Here is a 22,358-nt window from a genome sequence, read left to right as displayed (position 1 = left end):
GGAGTCGAGTCGTTGAGCTGGGGAAAAGCAAAGTCACGTACTTCAACGCCGCTGAGGTTGAGTCTGTTCCGCTCAAGCTTGATGGGTTGGGTTCTGGCTGGTGGGCTACCCGCAAATCTGCCCGATAACGACCGCGCCGACAGCCGAACCGGGCCAATCGGGCGCCCGGCCGCCGGTCGGGCTCACCCGCCGTCGAGCTCCCGGATCAGCCGGTGGATACGCGGGCTGCGCACCAGCACCGGGTCGACCACCGCGTTGAGGACTCCGCGCAGCAACGCATAGCCGGCCCACGCCCGCGGGCGGAAGGTCTGCGACCGGCGGTGCTGCAGGGCGTCGGCGACCGCCGCGGCGGCCTGCGCCGCGCTGATGCGCCGGCTGAGCGGCCAGGGCAGCAGTGCGCTCACCTGCGCACCCAGCGGGTGTTCGTCGAGGGTGGCGCGAGTCATCGCGGTCTGCACGATGCCGAAATAGGTGGTGCCGACGCTGACCCGGTGCGGCGCGCACTCCAACCGCAGCGCGCGGGCGAGCTGTTCGACCCCGGCCTTGCTGACCATATAGGCCGCGCCGCCGGGACCCGGCGCGAACGCGGCGCCTGAGCTGATCACCTCGATGTGCCCGCCGGCGGCGATCACCGGTTCCAGGCCGGCACGTACGGTGTTGTAAACGCCGCGCAGATTGACGTCGAGCACGTGGTTGAATGCCGCGTCGTCGCCGCCGCGCACCGTGGCCACCGGCGGGGCGATGCCGGCGTTGGCGACCAGATAGTCCAGCCGGCCGAACGTGTCGACGGTCTCGGCGACGGCGCGCCGCAGCGTCGCGGGGTCGGTCACGTCGGCGACGGCGGCCAGCGCCTGCGCCTGGGGCAGGTCGGCCACCGCCGCGCGCAGCCGGTCCGCGGCACGGTCGACGAGTGCCACCGACACTCCCCGCCCACCCAGTTCGGCGGCGACCGCACGCCCGATGCCCTGGCCGGCGCCGGTGACGAGCGCGACTTTTCCGCGCATGTCGCGCCCGCTCATACCGCGGCCTCTCCTACCGCGACCGCCGATCCGGCCGCGGCGCGGGCGAGGAAATCGTCCCGCCCAAGCCGGGGCACGGTCCGGGTCAGAACGTGCGATTCCGCTCGTCGGCTCATCCCAGCCGCAATGCGCTGCGCACGTCGTGGACCAGCCGCGGAACGCGGGAAGCGCCCATCAGCAGCTTGAACACCAGGCTGTCGTCGCCGGGCAGCACCCCGGCGGACTGGGTGGCGTCGAGCAGGTCGAACAGTGTCTCCCCGAAGTACATCAGGCCGTCTTTGTTGAAGTGGTAGCGGTCCACCGCGGTGCACTGCACGAAGGTGCCGACACCGTGCATGGTCGGCGCGGAGTCGTCGTAGGGGTAGAAGCGCAGGGAGCCGCTGAAGTGCCCGCTGCCGATGTAGCGGACGACGACGCGGGCCTCCCCCTCCGGGGTCATGTCGAAGTAGATCTGCCCGGGCAGCGGGTCGTAGCGCCAGTCTGGGATGGCGTTGAGGAAGGCGAAGTTGTACCGCTCGAACTCCTCGAGCCCGACGATGATCCGCCCGAAGGTGGTGGGGTCCTTGTAGTGCAGGTCGGGGGTGTAGAGCTCGTGGTTGAGCGACATGTCGCGCATCAGCCAGCTCCACCAGTACTTCTTGCCCCACTCCTCGAAGAATGCGACGTCCATGCCGTGCTCGGCGTAGTAGGCGATCTTCTTCTCCAGGTCGACGAACCACTGCTCGGTCATGGCGTTGAGTTCGGGTTCGGTGAGCACCTTCACCTTGCCGCCCGCGCGGTTGCCCGGCAGGTATTCCGGTAGCGGCTGGCGCAGCCGGGGCTTGGTGATGGCGTCCCGGAACTTGGCTTCGTCGAACATCCCACTCCTCCGCTCATCCCAACCCGACTGGAATCAGGCGATTCCTTTGGGATCGTGGCACGGTCGACAACTAGAATCAAGTGATTCCTTGAGGGCGAGGGAGGGTGCGGATGGATGCGACTGGGTCTCGGCCAGCGACGGCGGGTACGCCCCGCCGATGGCGCGGTCAGACCCACGGCGACCGGGCCCAACAACGCCGGTGCCAGCTCATGCGGGCCGGCTACGAACTGCTCGGCGACGAGGGCATCGCCGGGGTCGCCATGCGCGCGGTGTGCCGACGCGCGGGGTTGAGCCCACGCTATTTCTACGAGAGCTTCCCCAATACCGACGCGCTGGCGGTCGCCGTCTACGACCGCTGCAATACCGACCTCACCGCCGCGATCACCGACGCCGCGACGGGCCGTCCCACGCCCGAGGCCGCGGTGGCCGCCGCCGTCGACGCCGCGGCCACCTTCTTCCAGAGCGATCCGCGCCGCGTCCGCATCCTGCTGCGCGAACCGCTGTCCAGCCCGCTGCTCGGAGCGCGCCGCGCCGACATCCTGCCCGGCCTGCTGGGCCGGCTGGTCGCACAGGCCGGCCTCTCCGGTACCCGGGCCTCATCGACGGCGGCCCTCGACGCGACTGCACTGTCCGGGGCGCTGGCCGCGCTGGTGCTGGACTGGGTCGACGGCCGCCTGGACGTCGACCGCGACGAACTGGTCGGCTACGCGACCGGTCTGATGCTCTCCGGCCTGACAATCCGGCCCGACGTCCGGAGATGAGCGCCGCCGGGCGTCCGGTCCGCAATCCGACGGTCCCGACCTTCTGACCGGCGGTGTTCGCGCGCTCACCGGGCCCCGGACGCGGGCGGCGCGCATAGAATCGGGCGGCGTGGGGCTGGATGATCGGGATGCGCTGCAGTTGCTGCGGGACGCCTTCGCCGACCATGGCCCCGACGGCACCGTCCACCGGTTCTTCATCCGGTGGTTTGCCACCGATCCCCCGGTGCGCGACATGTTCCCGCCCGACATGGCCGGTCAGCGCGCCCTGTTCGCCCGGGCGTTGCACTGGGTGTTCGGCGAACTGGCCGCCCGCCGGTCCCGTGAGCCGGTGGCGTTTCTGGCCCAACTCGGCCGCGACCACCGCAAGTACGGGGTGACCCCGGCGCATTACGAGACGATGCGCGCGGCGCTGCATCATGCGCTGCGCAGCCACTACGCCGCCGACTGGACCGCCGCGCTGGACGCCACGGCCGCGCAGTCGCTCAAGCTGATCACCGGCGTGATGCGCGGCGCCGCCGAGGCCGAGGAGGGGCCGGCCTGGTGGGAGGGCACCGTCGTCGAGGTGCACCGGGTCTCCCGCGACCTGGTGGTGGTGCGGTTGCGGTTGGACCGGCCGATGCACTACCACCCGGGCCAGTACGTGAAAGTGGAGGTGCCGCAGTGCCCCCGCCGGTGGCGCTACCTGTCCCCGGCGATCCCCGCCGACGACTCCGGCGGCATCGAGTTCCACGTCCGTGCCGTCCCCGGCGGGCTGGTCAGCACCGCCGTCGTCGAGGAGACCCGCCGCGGCGACCGGTGGCGCATGTCCAGTCCGCACGGCGGGCTGCACGTCGACCGCACGGGCGGCGATGTGCTGATGGTGGCGGGCAGCACCGGGCTCGCCCCGCTGCGCGCGCTGATCATGGACCTGACCCGCTGGGCGGAGAATCCCCGCGTGCACCTGTTCTTCGGCGCGCGCTACCCCTGCGAGCTCTATGACCTCCCCACGTTGTGGCAGATCGCCGCGCACAACCCGTGGCTGTCGGTCTCCCCGGTCAGCGAGTACAACAGCAACCCGCCGTGGGCCGGCGACTACCCCGATCCGACTCCGCCACGCGGGTTGCACGTGCGCCAGACCGGACGATTGCCGGAGGTCGTCAGCCGCTACGGCGGGTGGGGGGACCGCCAGATCCTGGTCTGCGGCGGACCGCAGATGGTGCGCGCCTCGGTGGCGGCCCTGACCGCCAAGGGCGCACCGGCACAACGGATTCAACACGATCCGTTGTCGAGCTGAGCGCCCGGGCGGGCCCGAGTCGGGGGTCTCGGCACCCGAACTGTGCCAGAATCTGACGATGGCGCCACCCGTATTTCCAGACGACATCGAGACGGTCACGCTGCACGACCCGTCGTCGGCGCTGACGGCGACGTTCGCGCCGGGCGCGGGCATGGTGGGCGTCTCCCTCGCCGACGACGGCGTGGAGTTGCTCGGGCAGCGTCGCGGCCTGGCCGCCTACGTCTCGCACGGGAAGACGATGGGGATCCCGATCCTCTATCCGTGGGCAAACCGGCTCGGCGGCAACAGTTATCGCGTCGACGGCGCGGTCGTCAAGCTCACCGCGGGCGCGGGCGGCGTGCGCACCGACGAGCACGGCGTTCCGATCCACGGGGTGCTGGCCGCCTACCCGGGCTGGCGGGTGCGCACGCAGACCGAATCGCAGCTCACCGCGGAGGTGGACTTCGGCGCCCAGCCGCGGCTACTGGCCAGCTTCCCCTACCCGCACCTGCTGACGATGGAGGTGTCCCTCGACGATCGCGCGTTGAGGATCGCCACCACCGTCGAGGCCACGACGGCGGCGCCGGTGCCGCTCTGTTACGGCTTCCATCCGTACCTGCGGGTGCCCGACGCTCCGCGGGCGGCTTGGCAGATCGAGACCCCGCCGATGACCCGCCGACCGGTGGACGCGTGGGGTATCCCGACCGGCGCCACCGAATCCCACCCCGGCGGCGAGCAGCCCCTCGGCGAGACGTTCCTCGACGACGGATTCGACGAGGTGCCCACCGGTGCGGTGTTCGCGGTCTCCGGCGGCGGCCGGCGTATTGAGGTGGTCTTCGAACAGGGCTACCCGGCCGCGCAGGTCTTCGCCCCCGGCGGCGACGACGTGATCTGCTTCGAACCGATGACCGCCCCCACCGACGCGCTCCGCCGCGGCGGCTACCGGCTGGCCCACCCCGGTGAGCCGGACACGACGCGGTTCGCCATCCGCGTGCTGTGAACGACACACCGGGGACCGCGAGTGCAGAACGTCGGCGGAATCCGAGCCCGCGGAGCGCCGTAGGGCTTCATTCGCGGGGCCGATTCGGTGGCCGGCGGGTGTTCTAGCGGCGCGGGCGCCACACCACGACGGCGGTGCTCTTGGGTGCCAGCATCACCTCGCGGCGTTGACCGGCACGGGCCGTCTCCAACTCCTCGTTGAGTTCCTTGATCCGCGCCTGCAGCGCCTCGACCTGGTTGGTCAACTCGATGATGCGTTTGATCCCGGCGAGGTTGACGCCCTCATCGTGGGAGAGTCGCTGCACCTCCCGCAACTGGTCGACGTCGTGCTGCGAGTACCGCCGTCCCCCACCGGAACTACGGCGGGGGCTGACCAGACCGAGCCGGTCGTAGGTGCGCAACGTCTGGGCGTGCATCCCGGCGAGCTCGGCGGCGACCGAGATCAAAAATGTGCGGCCGTCCTTCTCCTTGCTCATGGCCGGTTCCCCGCCCACCCGGCGCGCGGGTCGAACCCGCTGGCCTTCTCCGCGGCGGCGTAGGCCTCCAACGCCTCCCGGGCCGAACCTTCCAGGTTCGGTGGCACCGCGACCTTCACCGTCACCAGCAGATCACCGTTGCCGCCACCGCGTTTGGGCACGCCGCGGCCGCGCACCCGCAGGATGCGCCCGTCGGTGGTGCCCTGCGGCACCCGAACGTTGACCGTGCCCTCCAGAGTCGGCACCGTCAGTGTGGTGCCCAACGCCAGCTCCGCGAAGCTGACCGGCATGGTGACGGTCAGGTCGTTGCCGTCGCGGCCGAAGACCTGGTCGGCGCGCACGTGCACGGTGACGTACAGGTCGCCCGACGGGGCGCCGCGCAGCCCGGCCTCGCCTTGACCGGCCAGCCGGATGCGTTGACCGTCCTCCACTCCGGCCGGAATCCGCACGTTGATGGTGCGGGTACGGGTGGCCACCCCGGTGCCCTTGCAGTCCTGACACGGGTGCTCGATGATCGAGCCGCTGCCGCGGCACTCGGTGCACGGCTCGGAGAAGCCGAACGCGCCCTGGTTGCGGCTGACCGCTCCGGACCCGTTGCAGTTCCGGCAGACCTTGGGGCTGGTGCCCGGACGCGCGCCGCTGCCGTGGCAGGTGGTGCACGGCGCCGGGCTGGTGAGCCGCAGCGGTGTCTGCACACCCTGGGCGGCTTCCCGGAAATCCAGCTGGATCTCCGTTTCCATGTCGTTGCCACGCCGGGGCCGGCTGGCCCGCGGCGGGGCCGCTCCCCGGCCGAACAGACCGCCGAACAGGTCGCCGATGTTGGCTCCGCCGCTCTCACCGGCCGCGTCGAACAGGTCGTTGAGGTTGAACTCGACGCCGTCGGAGCCGGCACCGCCGAACCCGCCGAAGTTGCCGCCACCACCGAACCGGCGCCGACCACCCCCGGCGAACAGCCGCCGGGTTTCGTCGTATTCGCGACGTTTTTCCTTGTCGGTCAAGACGTCCCGCGCTTCGCCGACGGCCTTGTACTTCTCGTCCGCCTGGGTGTCGCCGGGGTTGCGGTCCGGATGGTTCTCGGCGAGCAGCTTGCGCGCGACCCGCTTGATCTCGTCCTCACTGGCATCGGGAGAGACGCCGAGGACCTTGTAGAAGTCCTTCTCGACCCATTCACGTTGGACCATGTCGTCTCACCTCCCTAGCCTGTCGCACGAGTCATCGTGGGGTTCAGCCGTCCGCTTCGGGCTCGGCCGTGCCGTCCTCGTCGTCCGCGTCTTCGGTCGACTCGGTGTCCTCTCCTTTGACGGTGTCCACCACGGCGACCATCGCGTGGCGCAGCACCTGCTCGCCGAGCTGGTAGCCCTTGCGTAGCACGTTGCCGATCACCGGATGGTCTCCGTCGCCTTCATGTTGCACCGCTTCGTGCATCGCCGGGTCGAAATCGTCACCCTCGGCACCGAAATGGGCCAGCCCCAGCGAGGTCAGGGTGTCGACCAGCTTGTCGGCGAACGCCTTGAGCGGGCCGGCCTCCAGGTCGCCGTGGCTGCGGGCACGGTCGAGGTCGTCGAGGATGCCCAGCAGCTCGGTGACCACCGCGCCCCTGGCCCGGTCGGCCGCCGCCTGCTGCTCACGCAACGCGCGTTTGCGGTAGTTGGCGAAGTCCGCCTGCACCCGCTTGAGGTCGTCGGTGAGCTCGGCGATCTTCGCCGCGTCGTCGGACTGTGGCGCCTCCGGCTCCGGCCCACCCGGGGCCGGGCCGGAGGCACCCTCACGTACCTGTCCGGTCTCGGGGTCGATCCGACGCTTGTCGGTGACCACGACCGGTTCTTCCGGGTTCCCTTCGGTCACTTGGTCTCTCCGTCATCGTCGACAACCTCGGCGTCGACCACGTCGTCGGATCCGCCTGCGGCGCCCGCGTCGGCAGCCCCACCGGCGCCCTGCTCGGCCTGGGTGGCCTCGTAGATCGCCTGGCCGAGTGCCTGGGACTCCTCGCCGAGCTTTTCCATCGCCGACTTGATCGCCCCGATGTCGGTGCCTTCCAACGCCTTCTTGGCGTCGGCGATGGCGGTGTCCACCTTGTTCAGGGTGTCTTCGGGCACCTTGGACCCGCCTTCGGCCTCCCGCTGGTCCTTGACGAATTTCTCCGTCTGATAGACCAGCGACTCGGCCTGGTTGCGGACGTCGGCCTCCTCGCGGCGCTGACGGTCCTCCTCGGCGTGCGCCTCGGCGTCCTTGATCATCCGGTCGATCTCGTCTTGGGAGAGGCCGGAGCCCTCCTGGATCTTGATCGTGTTCTCCTTGCCGGTGCCCTTGTCCTTGGCGGTCACGTGCACGATGCCGTTGGCGTCGATGTCGAAGGTGACCTCGATCTGGGGCACACCGCGCGGGGCGGGCGGGATCCCGGTCAGCTCGAAAGAGCCGAGCAGCTTGTTGTGCGCGGCGATCTCGCGCTCACCCTGATAGACCTGGATCTGCACCGACGGCTGGTTGTCGTCGGCGGTGGTGAACGTCTCGCTGCGCTTGGTCGGGATCGTGGTGTTGCGTTCGATCAGCTTGGTCATCACGCCACCCTTGGTTTCGATCCCCAGGGACAGCGGGGTGACGTCCAGCAGCAGAACGTCTTTCACCTCGCCCTTGAGCACACCGGCCTGCAGCGCGGCGCCCACGGCCACCACCTCGTCGGGGTTGACGCCCTTGTTGGGCTCCTTGCCGCCGGTCATCTCCTTGACCAGGTCGGTCACCGCGGGCATGCGGGTGGAGCCGCCGACGAGCACGACGTGGTCGATGTCGCCGACCGCGATACCGGCGTCCTTGATGACCTGCTGGAAGGGCTTGCGGGCCCGGTCGAGCAGGTCCTGGGTGATGCGCTGGAACTCGGCGCGGGTCAGCTGCTCGTCGAGGAACAGCGGGTTCTTCTCCGCGTCGACGGTGATGTAGGGCAGATTGATCGAGGTGCTCTGCGAGGAGCTGAGCTCGATCTTGGCCTTCTCCGCAGCCTCACGCAGCCGCTGCATCGCCATCTTGTCCTTGGTCAGGTCGATGCCGCTGGTGCTCTTGAACTTGTCGACGAGCCACTCGACGATCCGGTCGTCCCAGTCGTCGCCACCGAGGTGGTTGTCACCGGAGGTGGCCCGGACCTCGACGACCCCGCCGCCGATCTCCAGCAGCGACACGTCGAAGGTTCCGCCACCGAGGTCGAAGACCAGGATGGTCTGCTCGTGGTCGCCCTTGTCCAGACCATAGGCGAGCGCCGCCGCGGTCGGCTCGTTGACGATGCGCAGCACGTTCATGCCGGCGATCTGACCGGCCTCCTTGGTGGCCTGACGCTGGGCGTCGTTGAAGTAGGCGGGGACGGTGATCACCGCGTCGGTGATGTCCTCGCCGAGGTAGGACTCCGCGTCGCGCTTGAGCTTCTGCAGCACGCGTGCGCTGATCTCCTGGGCGGTGTACTTCTTGTCGTCGATCTCCACCGACCAGTCGGTGCCCATGTGACGTTTCACCGACCGGATCGTGCGGTCGACGTTGGTCACCGCCTGGTTCTTGGCGGGCTGACCGACGAGCACCTCGCCGTTGCGCGCGAACGCGACGACCGACGGGGTGGTCCGGGAACCCTCGGAGTTGGCGACGACCACCGGGTCGCCCCCCTCGAGGACGGAGACAACGGAGTTGGTGGTCCCGAGGTCGATTCCGACCGCACGAGCCATAGTGCTTCCTCCTGATAGATGTTTCTCTTCTTAACGTTTGCGTGGTCTGAGCGAACCACACTCAAGATTGCTATCGCTCCCCACGATCTGTCAAGCTGGGGTTGAGCCTAGCTCACTCAAGATTTCAGTCGTGTCAACGGCGGGGTACCCGGGTTTGTTCCCCGCTATGACTGCCGGCCGGATTTCGCGCCGGCGGTTCGCCCGGCCGCTGCGATCGCGGCGCGCCGACCGACCCGCGCCGACTCGCGCCGAAGTTGCCGAACGTCGACCGCGATGCCAGGATGACTCCCGCAGTCACGGAGCACGCGCCCCTTCGGCGCGGCTCCGGCAGCCACGCCGGGCCTGCGCTCGATCCGCCCCGCGTGCCCACGCTGACATCCCCGAGTGTCCCGGCCGCGAGGAGGTGAGGACGAGCTTGAGTCGCAACGGTAGTCATTATCCGACTTCGCTGATCAGTCCGCCCCGATCCGGTCCCGGACCCGTTCCCACCTCCTGACCCGCGTCGGCCGTCTCCGGCCGCGGCAGCGCACGCTGCCGCGGCGATAACGTCACGCCGGCGACCGGGGAGGCAGCCGGGTGCCGGGCCCGTCGTTCACCAGGAGAGACCCCATGGCCCCCGCTTTGCTGCGCCTCGACTTCAGTACGCGCGCCCCGGAGATCAATGCCGCCCTGATCCACGGGGGCGACGGATCGGCGACCATGCAGGCGGCCGCAGCCGCCTGGGACGGGCTGTCGGCGAATCTGCAGTCCAGTGCGGACGCCTACACCGCCGTGCTCACCCGGCTGACCACCGAAGAATGGCTGGGCCCGTCCGCGGCGGCGATGGCGGCCAAGGTCGTTCCACATACCGCCTGGTTGAACGCCGCGGCGGGCCGGGCCGAGCAGACCGCGGCCCAGGCCCGCGCCGCGGCCGCCGCCTTCGACGCGGCGCTGGCCGCAACCACCCCGCCCCCGGTGATCGCAGCCAACCGCGCCCAACTCCGCACCCTGCTCGAAACCAACGCGCTCGGGCTGAACACCGCGGCGATCATGGCCACCGAAGCGCAGTACCTGGAGATGTGGGCCCAGTGCGCCGCAGCGCTGCACGGCTACGCCGCCGCTGCCGCCGCGGCCACCCGACTCCAGCCGGTCCCGAATCCGAGGCAACGCGCCGACCCGGCCGGCTCGTCCGACGAGACCACGGCGCCGCGCAACGCCGTTCGCGACGCGGGGTCCGCCGTTACCCCCGGCTTGTCCGATTCGCCGGCCGACGGCGGTTGGCTCGCGGACCCGGGCGGCGCCGGGCTCGGCCCCAACGCCAACATCTGGAACACGCTGGCCTCCACCGACATGCTCAACCCGGCGATGGTCGCCGCGATCATGGCGGACCTGGCCACCGTGCAGGAGTTCAACGAGGCTGCGCCGGGGGCGTTCGCACCCGGCAGCTATGCGCCGGTTGCGCCGGCGCTCAGCACCCAGACCCTGGTGAGCGCCGCGGCGCCGGCCGCCGGTTCGACCGCCGTGGCCTCGGCACCAGCGAGCACCCCGGCGGTGACCGCCGGAATGGGCCGCGCGACCCCGCTGGGCGCCCTGTCCGTTCCGGCGAACTGGGCGGCCACCGCACCCGCCGGTGCGACCACCGGGTTACTGCCCGGGCACAGCCCGGCCGCCACGCCGGCCGGCGGCCACGGCGCGCCGGGGGTGCCGTTGGCCGGGGCAGCGCGTGGCGGCGAGACAACCGGCCCCCGCTACGGCGTGCGGCCCACCGTGATGGCGCGCCCTCCCGCGGCCGGCTACGGGCCCGAGCTGCTCTAGAGCCGCGCAGGCCGATATAGACATACGTTGAGTTTTGTGCGCATAATGCCGCTGGCGTCTCACCACCGCGTCCCGACGCCCGCATCTCGCCGGTTCGACTGAAAGGCTCATCGATGTCAGCCAGCCCAGAGCCGCGTCCGGCGCTACTCGACCCGGTGCTACGCGACCCCGGCGCCGGGGACCTGTTCCCCTACTTCGACGCGCACCTGGAGCGGGTGATCGCCCGCTCCGAGACCTATGACGCGCTCAACGTGCTGCGCCTGACGCTCACCCCCGACGGTGCCCCACCCCTGCACATGCACACCCGCGAGGACGAGACCTGGGTCGTGCTCGACGGTGAGGTGAAGTTCTGGACCGGCGGGCAAAACCTGGCCGCCTGCGATACCGGGGTTCTCGGTTCCGGCGGGGTCGCCTACGGGCCGCGGTTAGTGCCGCACACCTTTCAGAGCCAGACGCCGACCGCCGAGGTCCTCATCATCACGACCCCGGGGTTCTTCGAAGACCACATGCTGGCGATCGGCACGACGGCTCAGTCCAAGTACACCAACACCGTCGAGGAGATCGCCAAATTCGGCGTCACCGTGCTGGACCGCCCGCCGGTGTACGGCCAGGACTGATCCCCCGGCAGCGCCGAGGTGCCCGAGGGAGTGGGTGAGCCCTACCTGCGGATCACCCCGCACCGCACCGTGCACGCCCAGACATGAGCCGATGACTCAAGTCCGTTGTGGCCTTGAGCCATCGGCTCTGGTCGGGGACTCCTACTGCTTCCACACCACCTTGTCCACGCCTGCCGCGTCGCGGTAGACGACGCTGTCGGGGGCGGTGCCGCCCTTCACGTCGAAGTACAGCTTGCCGGTCGTCTCGGTGTTCAGCTGGATCGGTTCGTTGGGTAGACCGTCCGGCTCATCGCCCTTCATCACCGCGTAAGTCGAGCTGTTGACGGCTCGCGCGTTGAAGTCGGCGATATTGGGCGTCGGAGTGCCACTCACCGCCTTGGCGGTCACGTCGGAGTACCAGATCCCGTCGTTGTGGCCGCTGGGCTGCAGGTTGCTCACCGTGTAGTCGATGGCGCCGCCGGGGCTTTGAATCTCCGCCGACTGGCCGAACGACAACACCTGGGCGTCGGCGAAAGCCGGTGCCGGCGCCAGCAGCCCTGCCGCCGCGAGACCGGCCGCAGCCACCGTCGCCTTGAATGCTGGGAACATCACGTCAACTCCTTCCGCCGCGTCCCGTCGGTCCGGAACACGTAACCGGTTTCTCTGACCGTTCCCACGGCGTATCCACATTCCCGCGACTCAAACCTGCGATTCGCCGCCGGCTCGATCTTCCAGGTCGTCTTTGATCGCGGCGAGCGCATCGACCGGGGTGAGGTTCTGCCCGTGGGTGTTCTGACCCAACTGCGCCCAGCCCTGCCCGCTCGGCCCGCGTAACTGCGTCCAGATATCGCGAACCTTGGCCAGCAATTCCGCCTGTTCGTCGTCGCTGAGGGCCATCAGCCATCCTTCCGTCGTGGTGATCCCGCACGCTTGTGCCAACTGTTCGGGGGTCAATCCGTCAGCTGAGTTCATGTCGCACCGTCCGAATGGCGGGCACCCCTGCGGCAGTGGGGTGCTGTATCCGCCGCCGTCGGTGTATTGGTGGGCGATCTGTCCGGGCAGTTGCGGGTTGGTGCCGTACCCGGCACCGATCATGCGCAGCCCCGCGGGCCGCTCCCGCCACATGCTGTAGAAGTCGTAGCGGTTGGCGTAGCCGATGACGCGCGCGGGGTTGCCGGCGTAGTCGGCGAGATTCCAATACAACTGGTTGATCCAGCCCGAGCCGTCGCCGGTTGGGTTTCCCCCCGACTCCACGTCGAGCATGAGCGCGACGCGCGGATGCAGCCCACCGGCGGCGTCGATCATCGTGCGCACCGTGTTGGCGTTGGCGAGCCAGTTCGGTCGTACGTAGGTGTAGACGATCCCGAACGTCAACCGGCCGTTGGTGAGTGCGGCTCGCATCCAGGCGTAGTTGCGGGCGAAGTTGTGGTCCCGGTAGGTGCCGTCGCTGACCCGGATCGACAGCACTCGGTATGGATACGAATCGTCCACGGGCACTTGAAATTCCGAGACATCCGCGAAGAGCGTGTCGGTCACCGGGCCCCCATCCGGTTTTGTTCGTCACGCGAATCCGGCGCGGCCAATACCCCGCAGAGCCCCCGCAGTGCCCGCGCGATCGCCGCATGCCCCCGCGCCCACCCGGCGCTGCGGCCGATCACGCAGCGCTCGCCGCGCCGGCTTGTTCGGCCAGTTGCCGGATCTTGACAACCACGGTGCGCACGAACGGGCCGTACCGGTAGTGCGGGGCGTTCGCGCCGGCGGCGGCGAAGGTGAGGCCGTTGATGATCGCTTCCACGGTGCCGACGGGTGTGGCGAGGTCTTCGGCGATGGCGACGACGTCGATGACCGTCGCCTGCTGCACGATGTTATAGATGCCGGTCTCCACCCGACCCGCCGCCGCCTCGGCGGTCCACGGGTCCGCGCCCACCGGCGCGCAGGCATAGAGGTCCCCATCGAGAGCGAAGCTGTAGAGGAACCCCGGCGTCTGTTCGGGCCGTAGGTCGGCGGGCCCGCCGATCCCGCCGGTGACCACCCCGTCGAGGTTGCGGGGCAGTGGTATCCCGGCCAGCAGGTTTCCGTTGGCGATCCCCGGGCATCGCAGCGGGTCACCGAAGTTGAAGATCGCGGCCACGTCGGGCAGCCGATCGCGGATGACGCCGGTGTCGGCCAGCAGGTCTTGGGACCACACGACGTCGGTGACGATGGCGCCCTGGCTGTAGCCGCACAGCACGAACGGTCCCGGCGCCGTTCTGATGGCGGCCACCAGATTCGCTCGGCCCGCTTGCACGCTGGGCGCCATCGGGTACAGCGCCGCGGGATAGTTGATCGGGAACCACCGCGCCGGGGGGATGGTGGCGATCCCGTCCAGCTTGTCCGCAACGATCTGCCACCCCGACGGGGCCAGCCCGGCGGCCACCTGGACGGGGAACTGGTTCGGGTCGGTAGGGCCCCCTTCCCCGGTTCCGCCCACCGTGAACAGCGACAGGGTCACTTTTGGCCTCGGTAGTTCACCGAGTTGATCTCGTCGTCGTTGATGTGGGGATCTTGCGCCAGAACCCACTTGGTCAAGGTGAATATGCAATCCCACACGTCGTAGTCGTTGCCGTCGGCGAGGGTTTGTTTGCGGGTGAGCAGTTTCGCCAGACTCGTCGCCTGGTCCAGCACCGAGGGCGAGGTGTTCGATCCCTCCGGGAAGGCGTAGTCCTTGGACAACCCGAACATGTTGGCGTCGTAGAACATCGCGGCGCGGCGGTAGCCGAGAACCTGCCCGTCATTGTTGGTGCCGTCCAGCTTGTCCGACACCGTCTGGGCGGTGGCATCGATATTCGGATCGGCCATGACATCCCTCCCGCTTGAACTCGCATCAACTCAGCGCACTCAGGCCAGGAACAACCATCGCGAAATCGCAGCCTCAGAATACTCCCGGATGCGGACTCCGCGTGCACGAATACCGCCACGCGGCGAAGCCGGGTCGAGGGTGGCCGGCGCGCGATTCAATGCGCGCTGAGCGCGAAAACCGGGAAAGACGGCGCGGCGGCCGCCAGTTCAGCGTCGCTGGATTCCGGGGTCAACCCGAGGACAACTCCCTTGACCTGCCAATGCCAACGGGCCAGGTAACGGCGCAACAGCGGCGGCTTGGCTTCGTCGGCGACCTCGGTGACCGCCCACCGCCGCCGATGCCAGCGCGGCCCCACCTCGACCTCCCCGGCAGCGCGGGCGTTGCGCACCCATTGCGTCTGGCCGCGCGGCGAGACCAGGTAGTCCACGCCGTCGACGCTCAACACATTGACCACCACGTGGCGGGGCTGTCCGCTGCGGCGACCGCGCACCGTCAGCGCCCGGCTGCCCGCGATGCTGACCCCGGCTTCGGCGAGACCCCGGATCACCCTGTTGCCCACGCGGGCGGCGCGGCCGGGCTTCTCATAGCGGGCGGGCATCGACCAGCCCTTATTCGAACGGCACCGGCGGCAGCTTGACGACCTGCGCGGCGTAACTGAGGCCGGCGCCGTAACCGAGCAGCAAGGCCAGCCCGCCCGGCTTGGCGGCACCGGTGGACAACAGTTCCTCCATCGCCAGCGGCACGGAGGCGGCCGAGGTGTTGCCGGTGTGCACGATGTCGTTGGCCACCGCGACCTCCGTCGGCAGCTGCAGACTTTTGGCCAGCAGTTCGTTGATCCGGCTGTTGGCCTGATGGGGCACGAAGGCGTTGAGGTCCTCGGGGCCGACCTTCGCCGCCTCCAGCGCTCGGGCGGCGGCCTTGCTCATTTCGAAGGCGGCCCACCGGAAGACCGCGGTGCCCTCCATTCGCAGGAACGGCCGTTCGCCGCCGGGGTTTTCGGTGTAATCGATCCAGTCGATGTCCTGGCGCACCGCGGCGCTCTGCTCGCCGTCGCTGCCCCACACGGTCGGCCCGATCCCGAGGTCGGGGGTCTCACCCACGACGACCGCCCCGGCGCCGTCGGCGAAGATGAAGCAGTTGCCGCGGTCATGCATGTCCAAGGTGGGCGAGAGCTTCTCCGAACCGATGACCAGCACGGTGCGCGCGCTGCCGGCGCGCACCATGTCCGCGGCCACCCCGAGGGCGTAGCCGAACCCGGCGCAGCCGACGCTGATGTCGAAACCGGGCACGCCGTGGGCGCCGACCGCGGAGGCGACCATCGGGGCCGACGACGGCGTCTGCACGAAGTGGGTGTTGGTCGCCACGATCACGGCGTCGATGTCGGCGCCGGTCAGCAGCGCGTTGGCGATCGCGCGGCGCCCCGCCTCGATCGCCATCGAGGTGACCGATTCGTCGCGGGCGGCGAAGCGGCGGGTCTTGATCCCGGTGCGGGTGTAGATCCATTCATCCGACGAGTCGATGTTTTCGCAGATCTCGTCGTTGGTGACCACCCTGGCGGGCCGGTACGCCCCGATGCTGAGCAGGCCAACATTGCCGGTGCCGTTGACCGCCGCAATCCCGTTCATGGCGGGCCATCCTATGCGCTAGATAGCTAGTAAGTCTAAGAGGACGTTCCTTGAGGTGGTCATGCCCGCCCGCGCCGGGTGATCGTGATGGAGCGGTCGATGGTCCGGAACCCGGCGAAGGTCTCCGCCGGCACACCGAAGACCGCGGCGAGCACCTCCGGCGGTAACTTGCTGATCGAGGCGCCGATCCCGATGTCGTCGCTGCCCTCCTCGGTGCTGGCATTGAAGACGATCAGAACGTTCAAGTCCGCCGAACCGTTGTTCTCGAAGTAGTGCAGCGAACCCTGCGGCGCGAAGACCACATCGCCGGGACCGGCGTCGAAGCTCTCGGCGTTTCCGAGCGGGTCGAGCAGGGTCCAACTGGCCGTGCCGTGGGTGATGACGCTGATCTCCCAGGCGCTGGGATGCCAGTGCGGTTCCCGGATGCCGCCCGGCTCGAGCGTCACCATCACGACGCTGGCCTCCTGGCCGGTCAGGATCGGGAAGTTGCCGCGGTGCGCCTGGCGCAGGTGCCCGCCGTCGAACTCGGTGGGTGCCATCGCGCCCAGCCGAAACAGGTGGGAATGGGTGTAGCCGAGCTCGGCGGGGATGCGCGGGTCGCCGAACCGGGCGGCGTCGTCGGCCGCGGTCGGCTCCTCGGGCCGATCCGACGGCCCGGTCTCGGTGATCGTGCGGTCGGCGGCCACGCCACCGAGCGCGCCGGCCCCCACCAACCCGGCGCCACCGAGCACCCTGCGTCGACTCAGCGACATCGTTTCAGCGTAGTGAGCCGCACTCGCCCGCCGGGCGCTTTTGGCCGACCGCGCCGCAACGGGTGCCGCCCGCACACCGCGGTGGCCTTAGTATCTAGCCGGTGCGCACGGCGCGGTCGCCGAAAATGCCACCGGCCACGCCCCCGACATCGAGGACTGTCTTGCCCCAGCCGTCATCCGGCCCCGCCGCGGACCGGCTCACCCGCGAGGACGCCGGGTACCACAAAGGTCTCAAACCGCGGCAACTGCAGATGATCGCGATCGGCGGGGCGATCGGCACCGGCCTGTTCCTCGGCGCCGGCGGCCGGCTCGCCTCGGCCGGCCCCAGCCTGTTTCTGGTCTACGGAATCTGCGGCGCCTTCGTCTTCCTGATCCTGCGCGCACTGGGCGAACTGGTGCTGCACCGGCCGTCGTCGGGGTCGTTCGTGTCCTACGCGCGGGAATTCTTCGGCGAGAAGGTCGCTTTCGTCGCCGGCTGGATGTACTTCTTGAACTGGGCGATGACCAGCATCGTCGACATCACCGCGATCGCCACCTACTTCCACTACTGGGGACTGTTCCACGTGATTCCGCAGTGGCTGCTGGCGCTGGCGGCGCTGCTCACCGTGGTGGCGATGAACCTGATCTCGGTGAAGCTCTTCGGCGAACTGGAGTTCTGGGCGGCGCTGATCAAGGTGGTGGCGCTGCTGACGTTCCTGGTCGTCGGCACGGTTTTTTTGGCCGGCCGCTACCAGATCGACGGCCACGACACCGGGTTGGCGCTCTGGCGCGAGAGCGGCGGGTTCTTCCCCACCGGGCTGATCCCGCTGGTGTTGGTGACCTCCGGGGTGGTGTTCGCCTACGCCGCGGTGGAGTTGGTCGGCACCGCCGCCGGGGAGACCGCCGAGCCGGAGAAGGTGATGCCGCGCGCGATCAACTCGGTGATCGCCCGGATCGTGATCTTCTATGTCGGATCGGTGGTGCTGTTGGCGCTGCTGCTGCCCTACACCGCCTACCGCGCACATGAGAGCCCGTTCGTGACGTTCTTCTCCAAGATCGGCTTCGAGGGCGCCGGCGGTCTGATGAACCTGGTGGTGCTCACCGCCGCGCTGTCCAGCCTGAACGCCGGGCTGTACTCCACCGGGCGCATCCTGCGCTCGATGGCGGTCAACGGCAGCGGGCCCCGGTTCACCGCGGTGATGTCGAAAAGCGGTGTGCCCTATGGCGGCATCCTGCTCACCAGCGGGATCGGACTGTTCGGGGTCGCGTTGAACGCGGTCGTGCCCGAGCACGCCTTCGAGATCGTGCTGAACATCGCCGCCCTGGGCGTGTTGGCCGCCTGGGCGACGATCGTCTCCTGCCAGTTGCGCTTTCACGCGCTGACCCGGACCGGGGAGCTGCAGCGCCCGGCGTTTCGGATGCCGCTGGCGCCCTACAGCGGCTACCTCACCCTGGTCTTCCTCGCCGGGGTGGTGATTTTGATGCTGTTCGATCCCGAGTACGGCGTCTGGATCCGCGCCGCCGCTCTGGTGGGCATCCCGACGCTGATCGGGGGCTGGTATCTGGTGCGCAACCGGGTGCGGGCCACTGCCGCCGAGTACGAGACCGCCACGGAGGAACCGGCATGAGCGACCCGAGACCCGACCGGTACGCCTACCGTCCCCCGCTGTACGGCATGGTGCTGGTGTTCCTGGCGCTCGCGCTGGTCGCCGTCACCAAGTATCTGGATCTGGGCTGGTGGTCGGTGCTGGGGTACGCGGCGGCGGCGGCGGTGTTCATCGCCGGGTTCGCGCTCGCTTTCCGCGACTTCTCCTGACCGCCACGCGCGTCACTGCAGCCCCGTGCGCCACCGGCTGCGTAGTCTGGAGCGGGTTTGCGCGGGATCGGAGCAAGACTGTGACCAGGAGTGTGCGTCGAGCCGGCGTGGCGCTGGCCGTGACCGGGTTCGCGCTGGTCGCCGCGTGCACCAACACCATCGACGGCCGCCCGGTCGCCGGTCCGGGCGCCGGCCCACCGGAGCCGACGTTTCCCAAGACCACCCGGCCGTCCCCGCCGCCGCGCCCGACCACCACGACGACACCGGCACCGTCGCCGAGCCCGACCACGACCGCACCGGCCGGTGTCACCGAACTGCCCGCCGACGACAGCGGTCTGGTGTTCATCGCCACCAAGTCCGGCAAGACCCGCTGCCAGATCTCGACGGCCACCGTCGGCTGCGAGGCCCCGTTCACCGATTCACCGATGCGTGACGGCGGCCGCGCCAACGGTGTCCGCCTCACCGCCGACGGGCAGCTGGACTGGGTGCTGGGCAACCTGGGCGCGATCCCGGCGGTCACCCTCGACTACCGCCGCTACCGCGCGCAGGGCTGGGACATCGACGCCACCTTCGACGGAACCCGCTTCACCAACATCGACACCGGCCGCGGCATGTTCGTCAGCATCCAGCGCGTCGACACCTTTTGAGCACCACCGCCTACTCTGACGCTCATGGACTTCCGGGTATTCGTCGAACCGCAGCAGGGCGCCAGCTACACCGACCAGCTGGCGGTGGCCCGGGCCGCCGAAGAGTTGGGGTTCTCCGCCTTCTTCCGGTCCGACCACTACGTCGCGATGAGCGGCGAGGGCCTGCCCGGCCCCACCGATTCGTGGGTGACGCTGGGTGCCCTGGCGCGGGAAACCTCCACCATCCGGCTCGGCACGCTGGTCACGTCCGCGACGTTCCGGCACCCGGGCCCGCTGGCGGTCTCGGTCGCCCAGGTCGACGCGATGAGCGACGGCCGCGTCGAGTTCGGGATCGGGGCCGGCTGGTTCGAGGACGAGCACCGCGCCTACGCGATCCCGTTCCCGCCGCTCGGGGAGCGCTTCGCCCGCCTCACCGAGCAGTTGGAAATCATCACCGGCTTGTGGACCGCACCGGACGGTGAGCTGTTCGACTACGCCGGCAGCCACTACGCGATCGCCGATTCCCCGGCCCTGCCCAAACCGGTGCAGCGGCCCCACCCGCCGATCATCGTCGGCGGCCTGGGCGCCCGACGCACCCCGGTGCTGGCCGCCACCTTCGCCGACGAGTTCAACGTGCCGTTCGCCTCGATCGAGACCATCGAGACCCAATACCGCCGGGTCGGCGAGGCCGTCGCCGCGGTCGGCCGCGATCCGCACTCGATGACCTACTCGGCGGCGTTCGTGGTCTGCGCCGGCCGCGACGACGCCGAAGTGACCCGCCGCGCCGCCGCGATCAACCGCGACCTCGATGAATTGCAGTCCAACACCCCGCTGGTGGGCACGCCCGCTCAGATCGTCGACCAACTCGGCGCGGCCGTCGAGGTCGGCGTGCAGCGGGTGTATCTGCAGGTGCTCGACCTCGCCGACCTCGACCACCTCGAGCTGTTCGCGCACCAGGTGGTGCGGCAGTTCTGAGGCCGGCCGCATCGGGCAAGTCGCCCCACGTCGGCCGCCGACGACCTACCATCTGGTTTCGTGGCGCGTAACCAGACACCCGACGATCCGGGCAACGAACCGACCGAGTACTTCGGCAGCTACGCCGACGACCCGGACGCCGAACGTTCGACCCCGTGGTATCTGAGGCCGGCCGCGCTGATCGGCTGGGGCGTGCTGATCGCCGCGCTGATCGGGGTGATCGTGTACGGGCTCATCGTGTTGCTCCACAACGAGAGCGGCACCGCGCCGGCCCCCACCACCACGACGACCACGACCACCACCACCGCCCCGCCGGTCGTCCCGCCGCCGACCACGACGGTCCCCACGACGACCACCACCACGACGACAACCACGACGACGACGACGACCGAGCCCACCACGACCACCACGACCACCACGGTGGAGCCCACCACGACCGAGGCCACCGAGACCGACGAGACCACGACCACCCCGGTGACGACCACGACCACCACACCGACCGGTCCCCTGCTGCCCGCCGAGCAGAACCCGCCGCCGATGGAGGATTACCCGGACATTCCCGGCTGATTCGTCGCGCCGCGCGGTGACCGGAGCCGTTAAACTCACTTGCCGTGGCAGGTTATGACGATCCGACCGTCTCCTTCGGCGACGACGCCGCCGGGCACCCCACCCCGTGGTATCGCAAACCACCGCTGCTGGCCGGTTGGGTCATCCTGGTCCTGATCCTGCTCGCGTTGATCACCTGGGGCGTGATCACCCTGTTCAGCGGCAACTCCGGGCCGACCTTCCCGCAGGCCCCGTCGTCGACCACCACCGTGTCATCGACCACCACCACGACCAGCACGTCGGCGTCGTCCACGACCTCGACCACCACGCCCACCACAACCACGGCCAGCGAGCCCCCGGCCGAGCAGCCTCCTGCGGACACCGGGGAGACCGAGGCGCCGGAGACCACCAGCAAGACCCACCGGCGTCCGCACATCCCGTCGACGATCACGTTGCCCGAGGTGCCGCAGTTGCCGAACCTGCCGACCGAGATCACGCTGCCCGACCTGCCCTGAGTGCGGTGTTGCGCGGCCGGGTGATCGGCTCCGCAGCGGTTATCGTTGAGGCTCCGTCAGCCAACGAGCGAGATACGAGGTGCCCGCAGAATGAGCGACTCGCTGGGTTTGTCGATCGGGATGACCAACCTGGCGGCGTCCCGCGACGGGCAACTGCCGCTGATCCGCCGCTGCGTGCTGACCTTCTTCGAGCACCGCCCGCCCGAGGTCGGCGTGCCCGCCGAGAACCCGCACCTCACCGAACCCGGCACGGTGCTGCGCGGCTTCGTCCAGCGCATCGGCGACCCGGTCCCGCTGGTGGCCGCCGATGGCTCCACCCACCGCGGTGAGGCGTTGGCCGCCGAGGCGCTCGACGCGATGGCCCGCGCGGTCGGCTACGGCACTCCGGCGGCGATCGCGGTTCCGGCCCACTGGGACCCGCACGTCTTCGAGGCGCTACGCGCCGCGGTGTCGGCGACCCGGCTGGCCGCCGGCGGTGCGGCGCCGGCCCTGCTGCCCGATGCTGCGGCGGCGCTGGCGGCACTGGCCGGCGAACCCGGAATGCCGCGCACCGGCATCGTGCTGCTCGCCGACTTCGGCGGGACCGGGACCAGCATCACCGTCGCGGACGCCGACGCCGGCTTCGCGCCGATCGGCCGGACGGTCCGCTATGGCGAGTTCTCCGGCGACCTGGTCGACGAGGCGGTGCTCAACCATGTGCTGTCCCGGCTGCCCGACACCGGTGATTCGGCCACCGCGGCGACCAGTTCGCTGGCTCGGCTGCGTGAGGAGTGCCGCGCGGCCAAGGAACAGCTGGCGACCGCCTCGAGCGCCACGGTGTCCGCCGGGGGCCGCACACCCGGCGAACCGGTCGAGTTGACCCGCGCGGGACTGCAGAACCTCATCGCCGAGCCGGTGACCGCGTTCGCCGACGCCGTGGCCGAGACCCTGGCCAACAGCGGCACCGCGGCCGAACGGCTCTCCGCGGTGGCCATCGTCGGCGGCGGCGCGAGTCTGCCCATGCTCAGCGAGCTGCTCGGACAGCGGCTGCGGGTGCCGGTGATCGTCCCGGCGCGCCCCAGCGCGACCGCCGCGGTCGGCGCCCGGTTACTCGCCGCATCGGGTTCGATGCCCGCCACCTCCACGATGCGGTCGCCGGTCCCGCCGCCGCTGGGCGGCGCGGGTCGCGTCGACCGGCGGGACCGGCGCGGCGGTGGTCGCATCGGCCGGCGGGGTCCACACGCCGGTG

25 protein-coding genes are annotated in these 22,358 nt (G+C 69.8%); 12 read left to right on the top strand and 13 right to left on the bottom strand.

Annotated features, from left to right (window positions below):
• Positions 1 to 182: 182 nt before the first annotated feature.
• Together A5643_RS12660 and A5643_RS12655 are read right to left on the bottom strand one after the other, a co-directional pair.
• Positions 183 to 1,019 carry a short-chain dehydrogenase/reductase gene (locus A5643_RS12660; RefSeq protein WP_066855888.1) on the bottom strand — a complete coding sequence of 279 codons (837 nt, stop codon included), beginning with the start codon at positions 1,017 to 1,019 and terminating at the stop codon, positions 183 to 185.
• Between the two features lie 112 nt (positions 1,020 to 1,131).
• Positions 1,132 to 1,878: a nuclear transport factor 2 family protein gene (locus tag A5643_RS12655; RefSeq protein ID WP_066855885.1), complete on the bottom strand. Its 747-nt coding sequence runs from the start codon at positions 1,876 to 1,878 to the stop codon at positions 1,132 to 1,134.
• Between the two features lie 209 nt (positions 1,879 to 2,087).
• Between A5643_RS12655 and A5643_RS12650 the strand changes: the two genes are divergently transcribed.
• The 3 genes from A5643_RS12650 (at position 2,088) to A5643_RS12640 (ending at position 4,891) form a co-directional block, all read left to right on the top strand.
• Complete coding sequence (locus A5643_RS12650) at positions 2,088 to 2,639, top strand: TetR/AcrR family transcriptional regulator (protein ID WP_197497725.1); 552 nt, start codon at positions 2,088 to 2,090, stop codon at positions 2,637 to 2,639.
• Between the two features lie 109 nt (positions 2,640 to 2,748).
• Positions 2,749 to 3,912: an FAD-binding oxidoreductase gene (locus A5643_RS12645; protein WP_066855879.1), complete on the top strand. Its 1,164-nt coding sequence runs from the start codon at positions 2,749 to 2,751 to the stop codon at positions 3,910 to 3,912.
• A gap of 58 nt (positions 3,913 to 3,970) precedes the next feature.
• The gene (locus tag A5643_RS12640; RefSeq protein WP_066855876.1) at positions 3,971 to 4,891 is read left to right on the top strand and encodes an aldose 1-epimerase; all 921 of its coding nucleotides are present in this window, start codon (positions 3,971 to 3,973) and stop codon (positions 4,889 to 4,891) included.
• A 103-nt stretch (positions 4,892 to 4,994) separates the two neighbouring features.
• Here the strand turns inward: A5643_RS12640 and A5643_RS12635 are convergent, their stop codons facing one another.
• The 4 genes from A5643_RS12635 to dnaK are packed head-to-tail and all read right to left on the bottom strand — an operon-like array spanning position 4,995 to position 9,067.
• A complete protein-coding gene (locus tag A5643_RS12635) occupies positions 4,995 to 5,366 on the bottom strand; it encodes a heat shock protein transcriptional repressor HspR (protein ID WP_066856122.1) in 372 nt (123 codons plus the stop codon).
• Positions 5,363 to 6,547 carry a molecular chaperone DnaJ gene (gene dnaJ / locus A5643_RS12630; protein ID WP_066855873.1) on the bottom strand — a complete coding sequence of 395 codons (1,185 nt, stop codon included), beginning with the start codon at positions 6,545 to 6,547 and terminating at the stop codon, positions 5,363 to 5,365. The genes A5643_RS12635 and dnaJ overlap by 4 nt, the downstream gene beginning before the upstream one ends.
• 43 nt (positions 6,548 to 6,590) lie before the next feature.
• Positions 6,591 to 7,211 carry a nucleotide exchange factor GrpE gene (grpE, locus tag A5643_RS12625; protein WP_066855870.1) on the bottom strand — a complete coding sequence of 207 codons (621 nt, stop codon included), beginning with the start codon at positions 7,209 to 7,211 and terminating at the stop codon, positions 6,591 to 6,593.
• On the bottom strand, positions 7,208 to 9,067 hold the full coding sequence (gene dnaK / locus A5643_RS12620) for a molecular chaperone DnaK (protein WP_066855868.1): 1,860 nt from the start codon (positions 9,065 to 9,067) through the stop codon (positions 7,208 to 7,210). Before dnaK ends, grpE begins: the two co-directional genes overlap by 4 nt.
• A gap of 609 nt (positions 9,068 to 9,676) precedes the next feature.
• Between dnaK and A5643_RS12615 the strand changes: the two genes are divergently transcribed.
• Positions 9,677 to 10,861: a PPE family protein gene (locus tag A5643_RS12615; protein WP_066855866.1), complete on the top strand. Its 1,185-nt coding sequence runs from the start codon at positions 9,677 to 9,679 to the stop codon at positions 10,859 to 10,861.
• 113 nt (positions 10,862 to 10,974) lie between these two features.
• The gene (locus tag A5643_RS12610) at positions 10,975 to 11,478 is read left to right on the top strand and encodes a cupin domain-containing protein (RefSeq protein ID WP_066855863.1); all 504 of its coding nucleotides are present in this window, start codon (positions 10,975 to 10,977) and stop codon (positions 11,476 to 11,478) included.
• Between the two features lie 141 nt (positions 11,479 to 11,619).
• On the opposite strand, the gene A5643_RS12605 is transcribed toward A5643_RS12610, so the two are convergent.
• The 7 genes from A5643_RS12605 to A5643_RS12575 all read right to left on the bottom strand — a co-directional run bounded on the left by A5643_RS12605 (position 11,620) and on the right by A5643_RS12575 (position 16,673).
• Positions 11,620 to 12,066, bottom strand: a complete 447-nt coding sequence (locus A5643_RS12605) for a DUF1942 domain-containing protein (protein ID WP_066856119.1) — start codon at positions 12,064 to 12,066, stop codon at positions 11,620 to 11,622.
• Between the two features lie 90 nt (positions 12,067 to 12,156).
• The gene (locus A5643_RS12600) at positions 12,157 to 12,993 is read right to left on the bottom strand and encodes a glycoside hydrolase family 25 domain-containing protein (protein ID WP_066855859.1); all 837 of its coding nucleotides are present in this window, start codon (positions 12,991 to 12,993) and stop codon (positions 12,157 to 12,159) included.
• Between the two features lie 118 nt (positions 12,994 to 13,111).
• A complete protein-coding gene (locus A5643_RS12595; RefSeq protein WP_066855857.1) occupies positions 13,112 to 13,948 on the bottom strand; it encodes a PE-PPE domain-containing protein in 837 nt (278 codons plus the stop codon).
• Positions 13,945 to 14,295 (bottom strand): hypothetical protein, encoded by a 351-nt coding sequence (locus A5643_RS12590; protein WP_066855854.1) that lies wholly within the window; start codon positions 14,293 to 14,295, stop codon positions 13,945 to 13,947. Before A5643_RS12590 ends, A5643_RS12595 begins: the two co-directional genes overlap by 4 nt.
• A 155-nt stretch (positions 14,296 to 14,450) precedes the next feature.
• Entirely contained in the window at positions 14,451 to 14,894 is a 444-nt protein-coding gene (locus A5643_RS12585; RefSeq protein ID WP_066855851.1) for a nitroreductase family deazaflavin-dependent oxidoreductase, read from the bottom strand.
• A gap of 10 nt (positions 14,895 to 14,904) precedes the next feature.
• Positions 14,905 to 15,921, bottom strand: coding sequence for a beta-ketoacyl-ACP synthase III (locus tag A5643_RS12580; RefSeq protein ID WP_066855848.1), 1,017 nt, complete (start codon positions 15,919 to 15,921; stop codon positions 14,905 to 14,907).
• A gap of 59 nt (positions 15,922 to 15,980) precedes the next feature.
• Positions 15,981 to 16,673, bottom strand: coding sequence for a cupin domain-containing protein (locus A5643_RS12575; protein WP_066855845.1), 693 nt, complete (start codon positions 16,671 to 16,673; stop codon positions 15,981 to 15,983).
• 125 nt (positions 16,674 to 16,798) lie between these two features.
• Here A5643_RS12575 and A5643_RS12570 point away from each other — a divergent pair, with 125 nt between their 5' ends.
• The 7 genes from A5643_RS12570 to A5643_RS12540 all read left to right on the top strand — a co-directional run.
• On the top strand, positions 16,799 to 18,280 hold the full coding sequence (locus A5643_RS12570) for an amino acid permease (RefSeq protein ID WP_082948934.1): 1,482 nt from the start codon (positions 16,799 to 16,801) through the stop codon (positions 18,278 to 18,280).
• Entirely contained in the window at positions 18,277 to 18,468 is a 192-nt protein-coding gene (locus A5643_RS12565; RefSeq protein ID WP_066855838.1) for a hypothetical protein, read from the top strand. Before A5643_RS12570 ends, A5643_RS12565 begins: the two co-directional genes overlap by 4 nt.
• Before the next feature lie 80 nt (positions 18,469 to 18,548).
• Positions 18,549 to 19,115 carry a hypothetical protein gene (locus tag A5643_RS12560; RefSeq protein ID WP_066855835.1) on the top strand — a complete coding sequence of 189 codons (567 nt, stop codon included), beginning with the start codon at positions 18,549 to 18,551 and terminating at the stop codon, positions 19,113 to 19,115.
• A gap of 24 nt (positions 19,116 to 19,139) precedes the next feature.
• Positions 19,140 to 20,069 carry an LLM class F420-dependent oxidoreductase gene (locus A5643_RS12555; protein ID WP_066855832.1) on the top strand — a complete coding sequence of 310 codons (930 nt, stop codon included), beginning with the start codon at positions 19,140 to 19,142 and terminating at the stop codon, positions 20,067 to 20,069.
• A 60-nt stretch (positions 20,070 to 20,129) separates the two neighbouring features.
• Positions 20,130 to 20,636 carry a hypothetical protein gene (locus A5643_RS18750; protein ID WP_066855829.1) on the top strand — a complete coding sequence of 169 codons (507 nt, stop codon included), beginning with the start codon at positions 20,130 to 20,132 and terminating at the stop codon, positions 20,634 to 20,636.
• Between the two features lie 44 nt (positions 20,637 to 20,680).
• On the top strand, positions 20,681 to 21,130 hold the full coding sequence (locus tag A5643_RS12545; protein WP_066855826.1) for a hypothetical protein: 450 nt from the start codon (positions 20,681 to 20,683) through the stop codon (positions 21,128 to 21,130).
• A 90-nt stretch (positions 21,131 to 21,220) separates the two neighbouring features.
• The coding region (locus A5643_RS12540; RefSeq protein WP_156628788.1) for an Hsp70 family protein at positions 21,221 to 22,358 on the top strand (1,138 nt) is incomplete at its 3' end.

This window comes from Mycobacterium sp. 1274756.6 (assembly GCF_001668625.1).
Lineage (GTDB): Bacteria > Actinomycetota > Actinomycetes > Mycobacteriales > Mycobacteriaceae > Mycobacterium.
The sequence above is the reverse complement of the archived record's forward strand: the minus strand, read 5'-3'. Positions and strand labels throughout refer to the sequence as shown.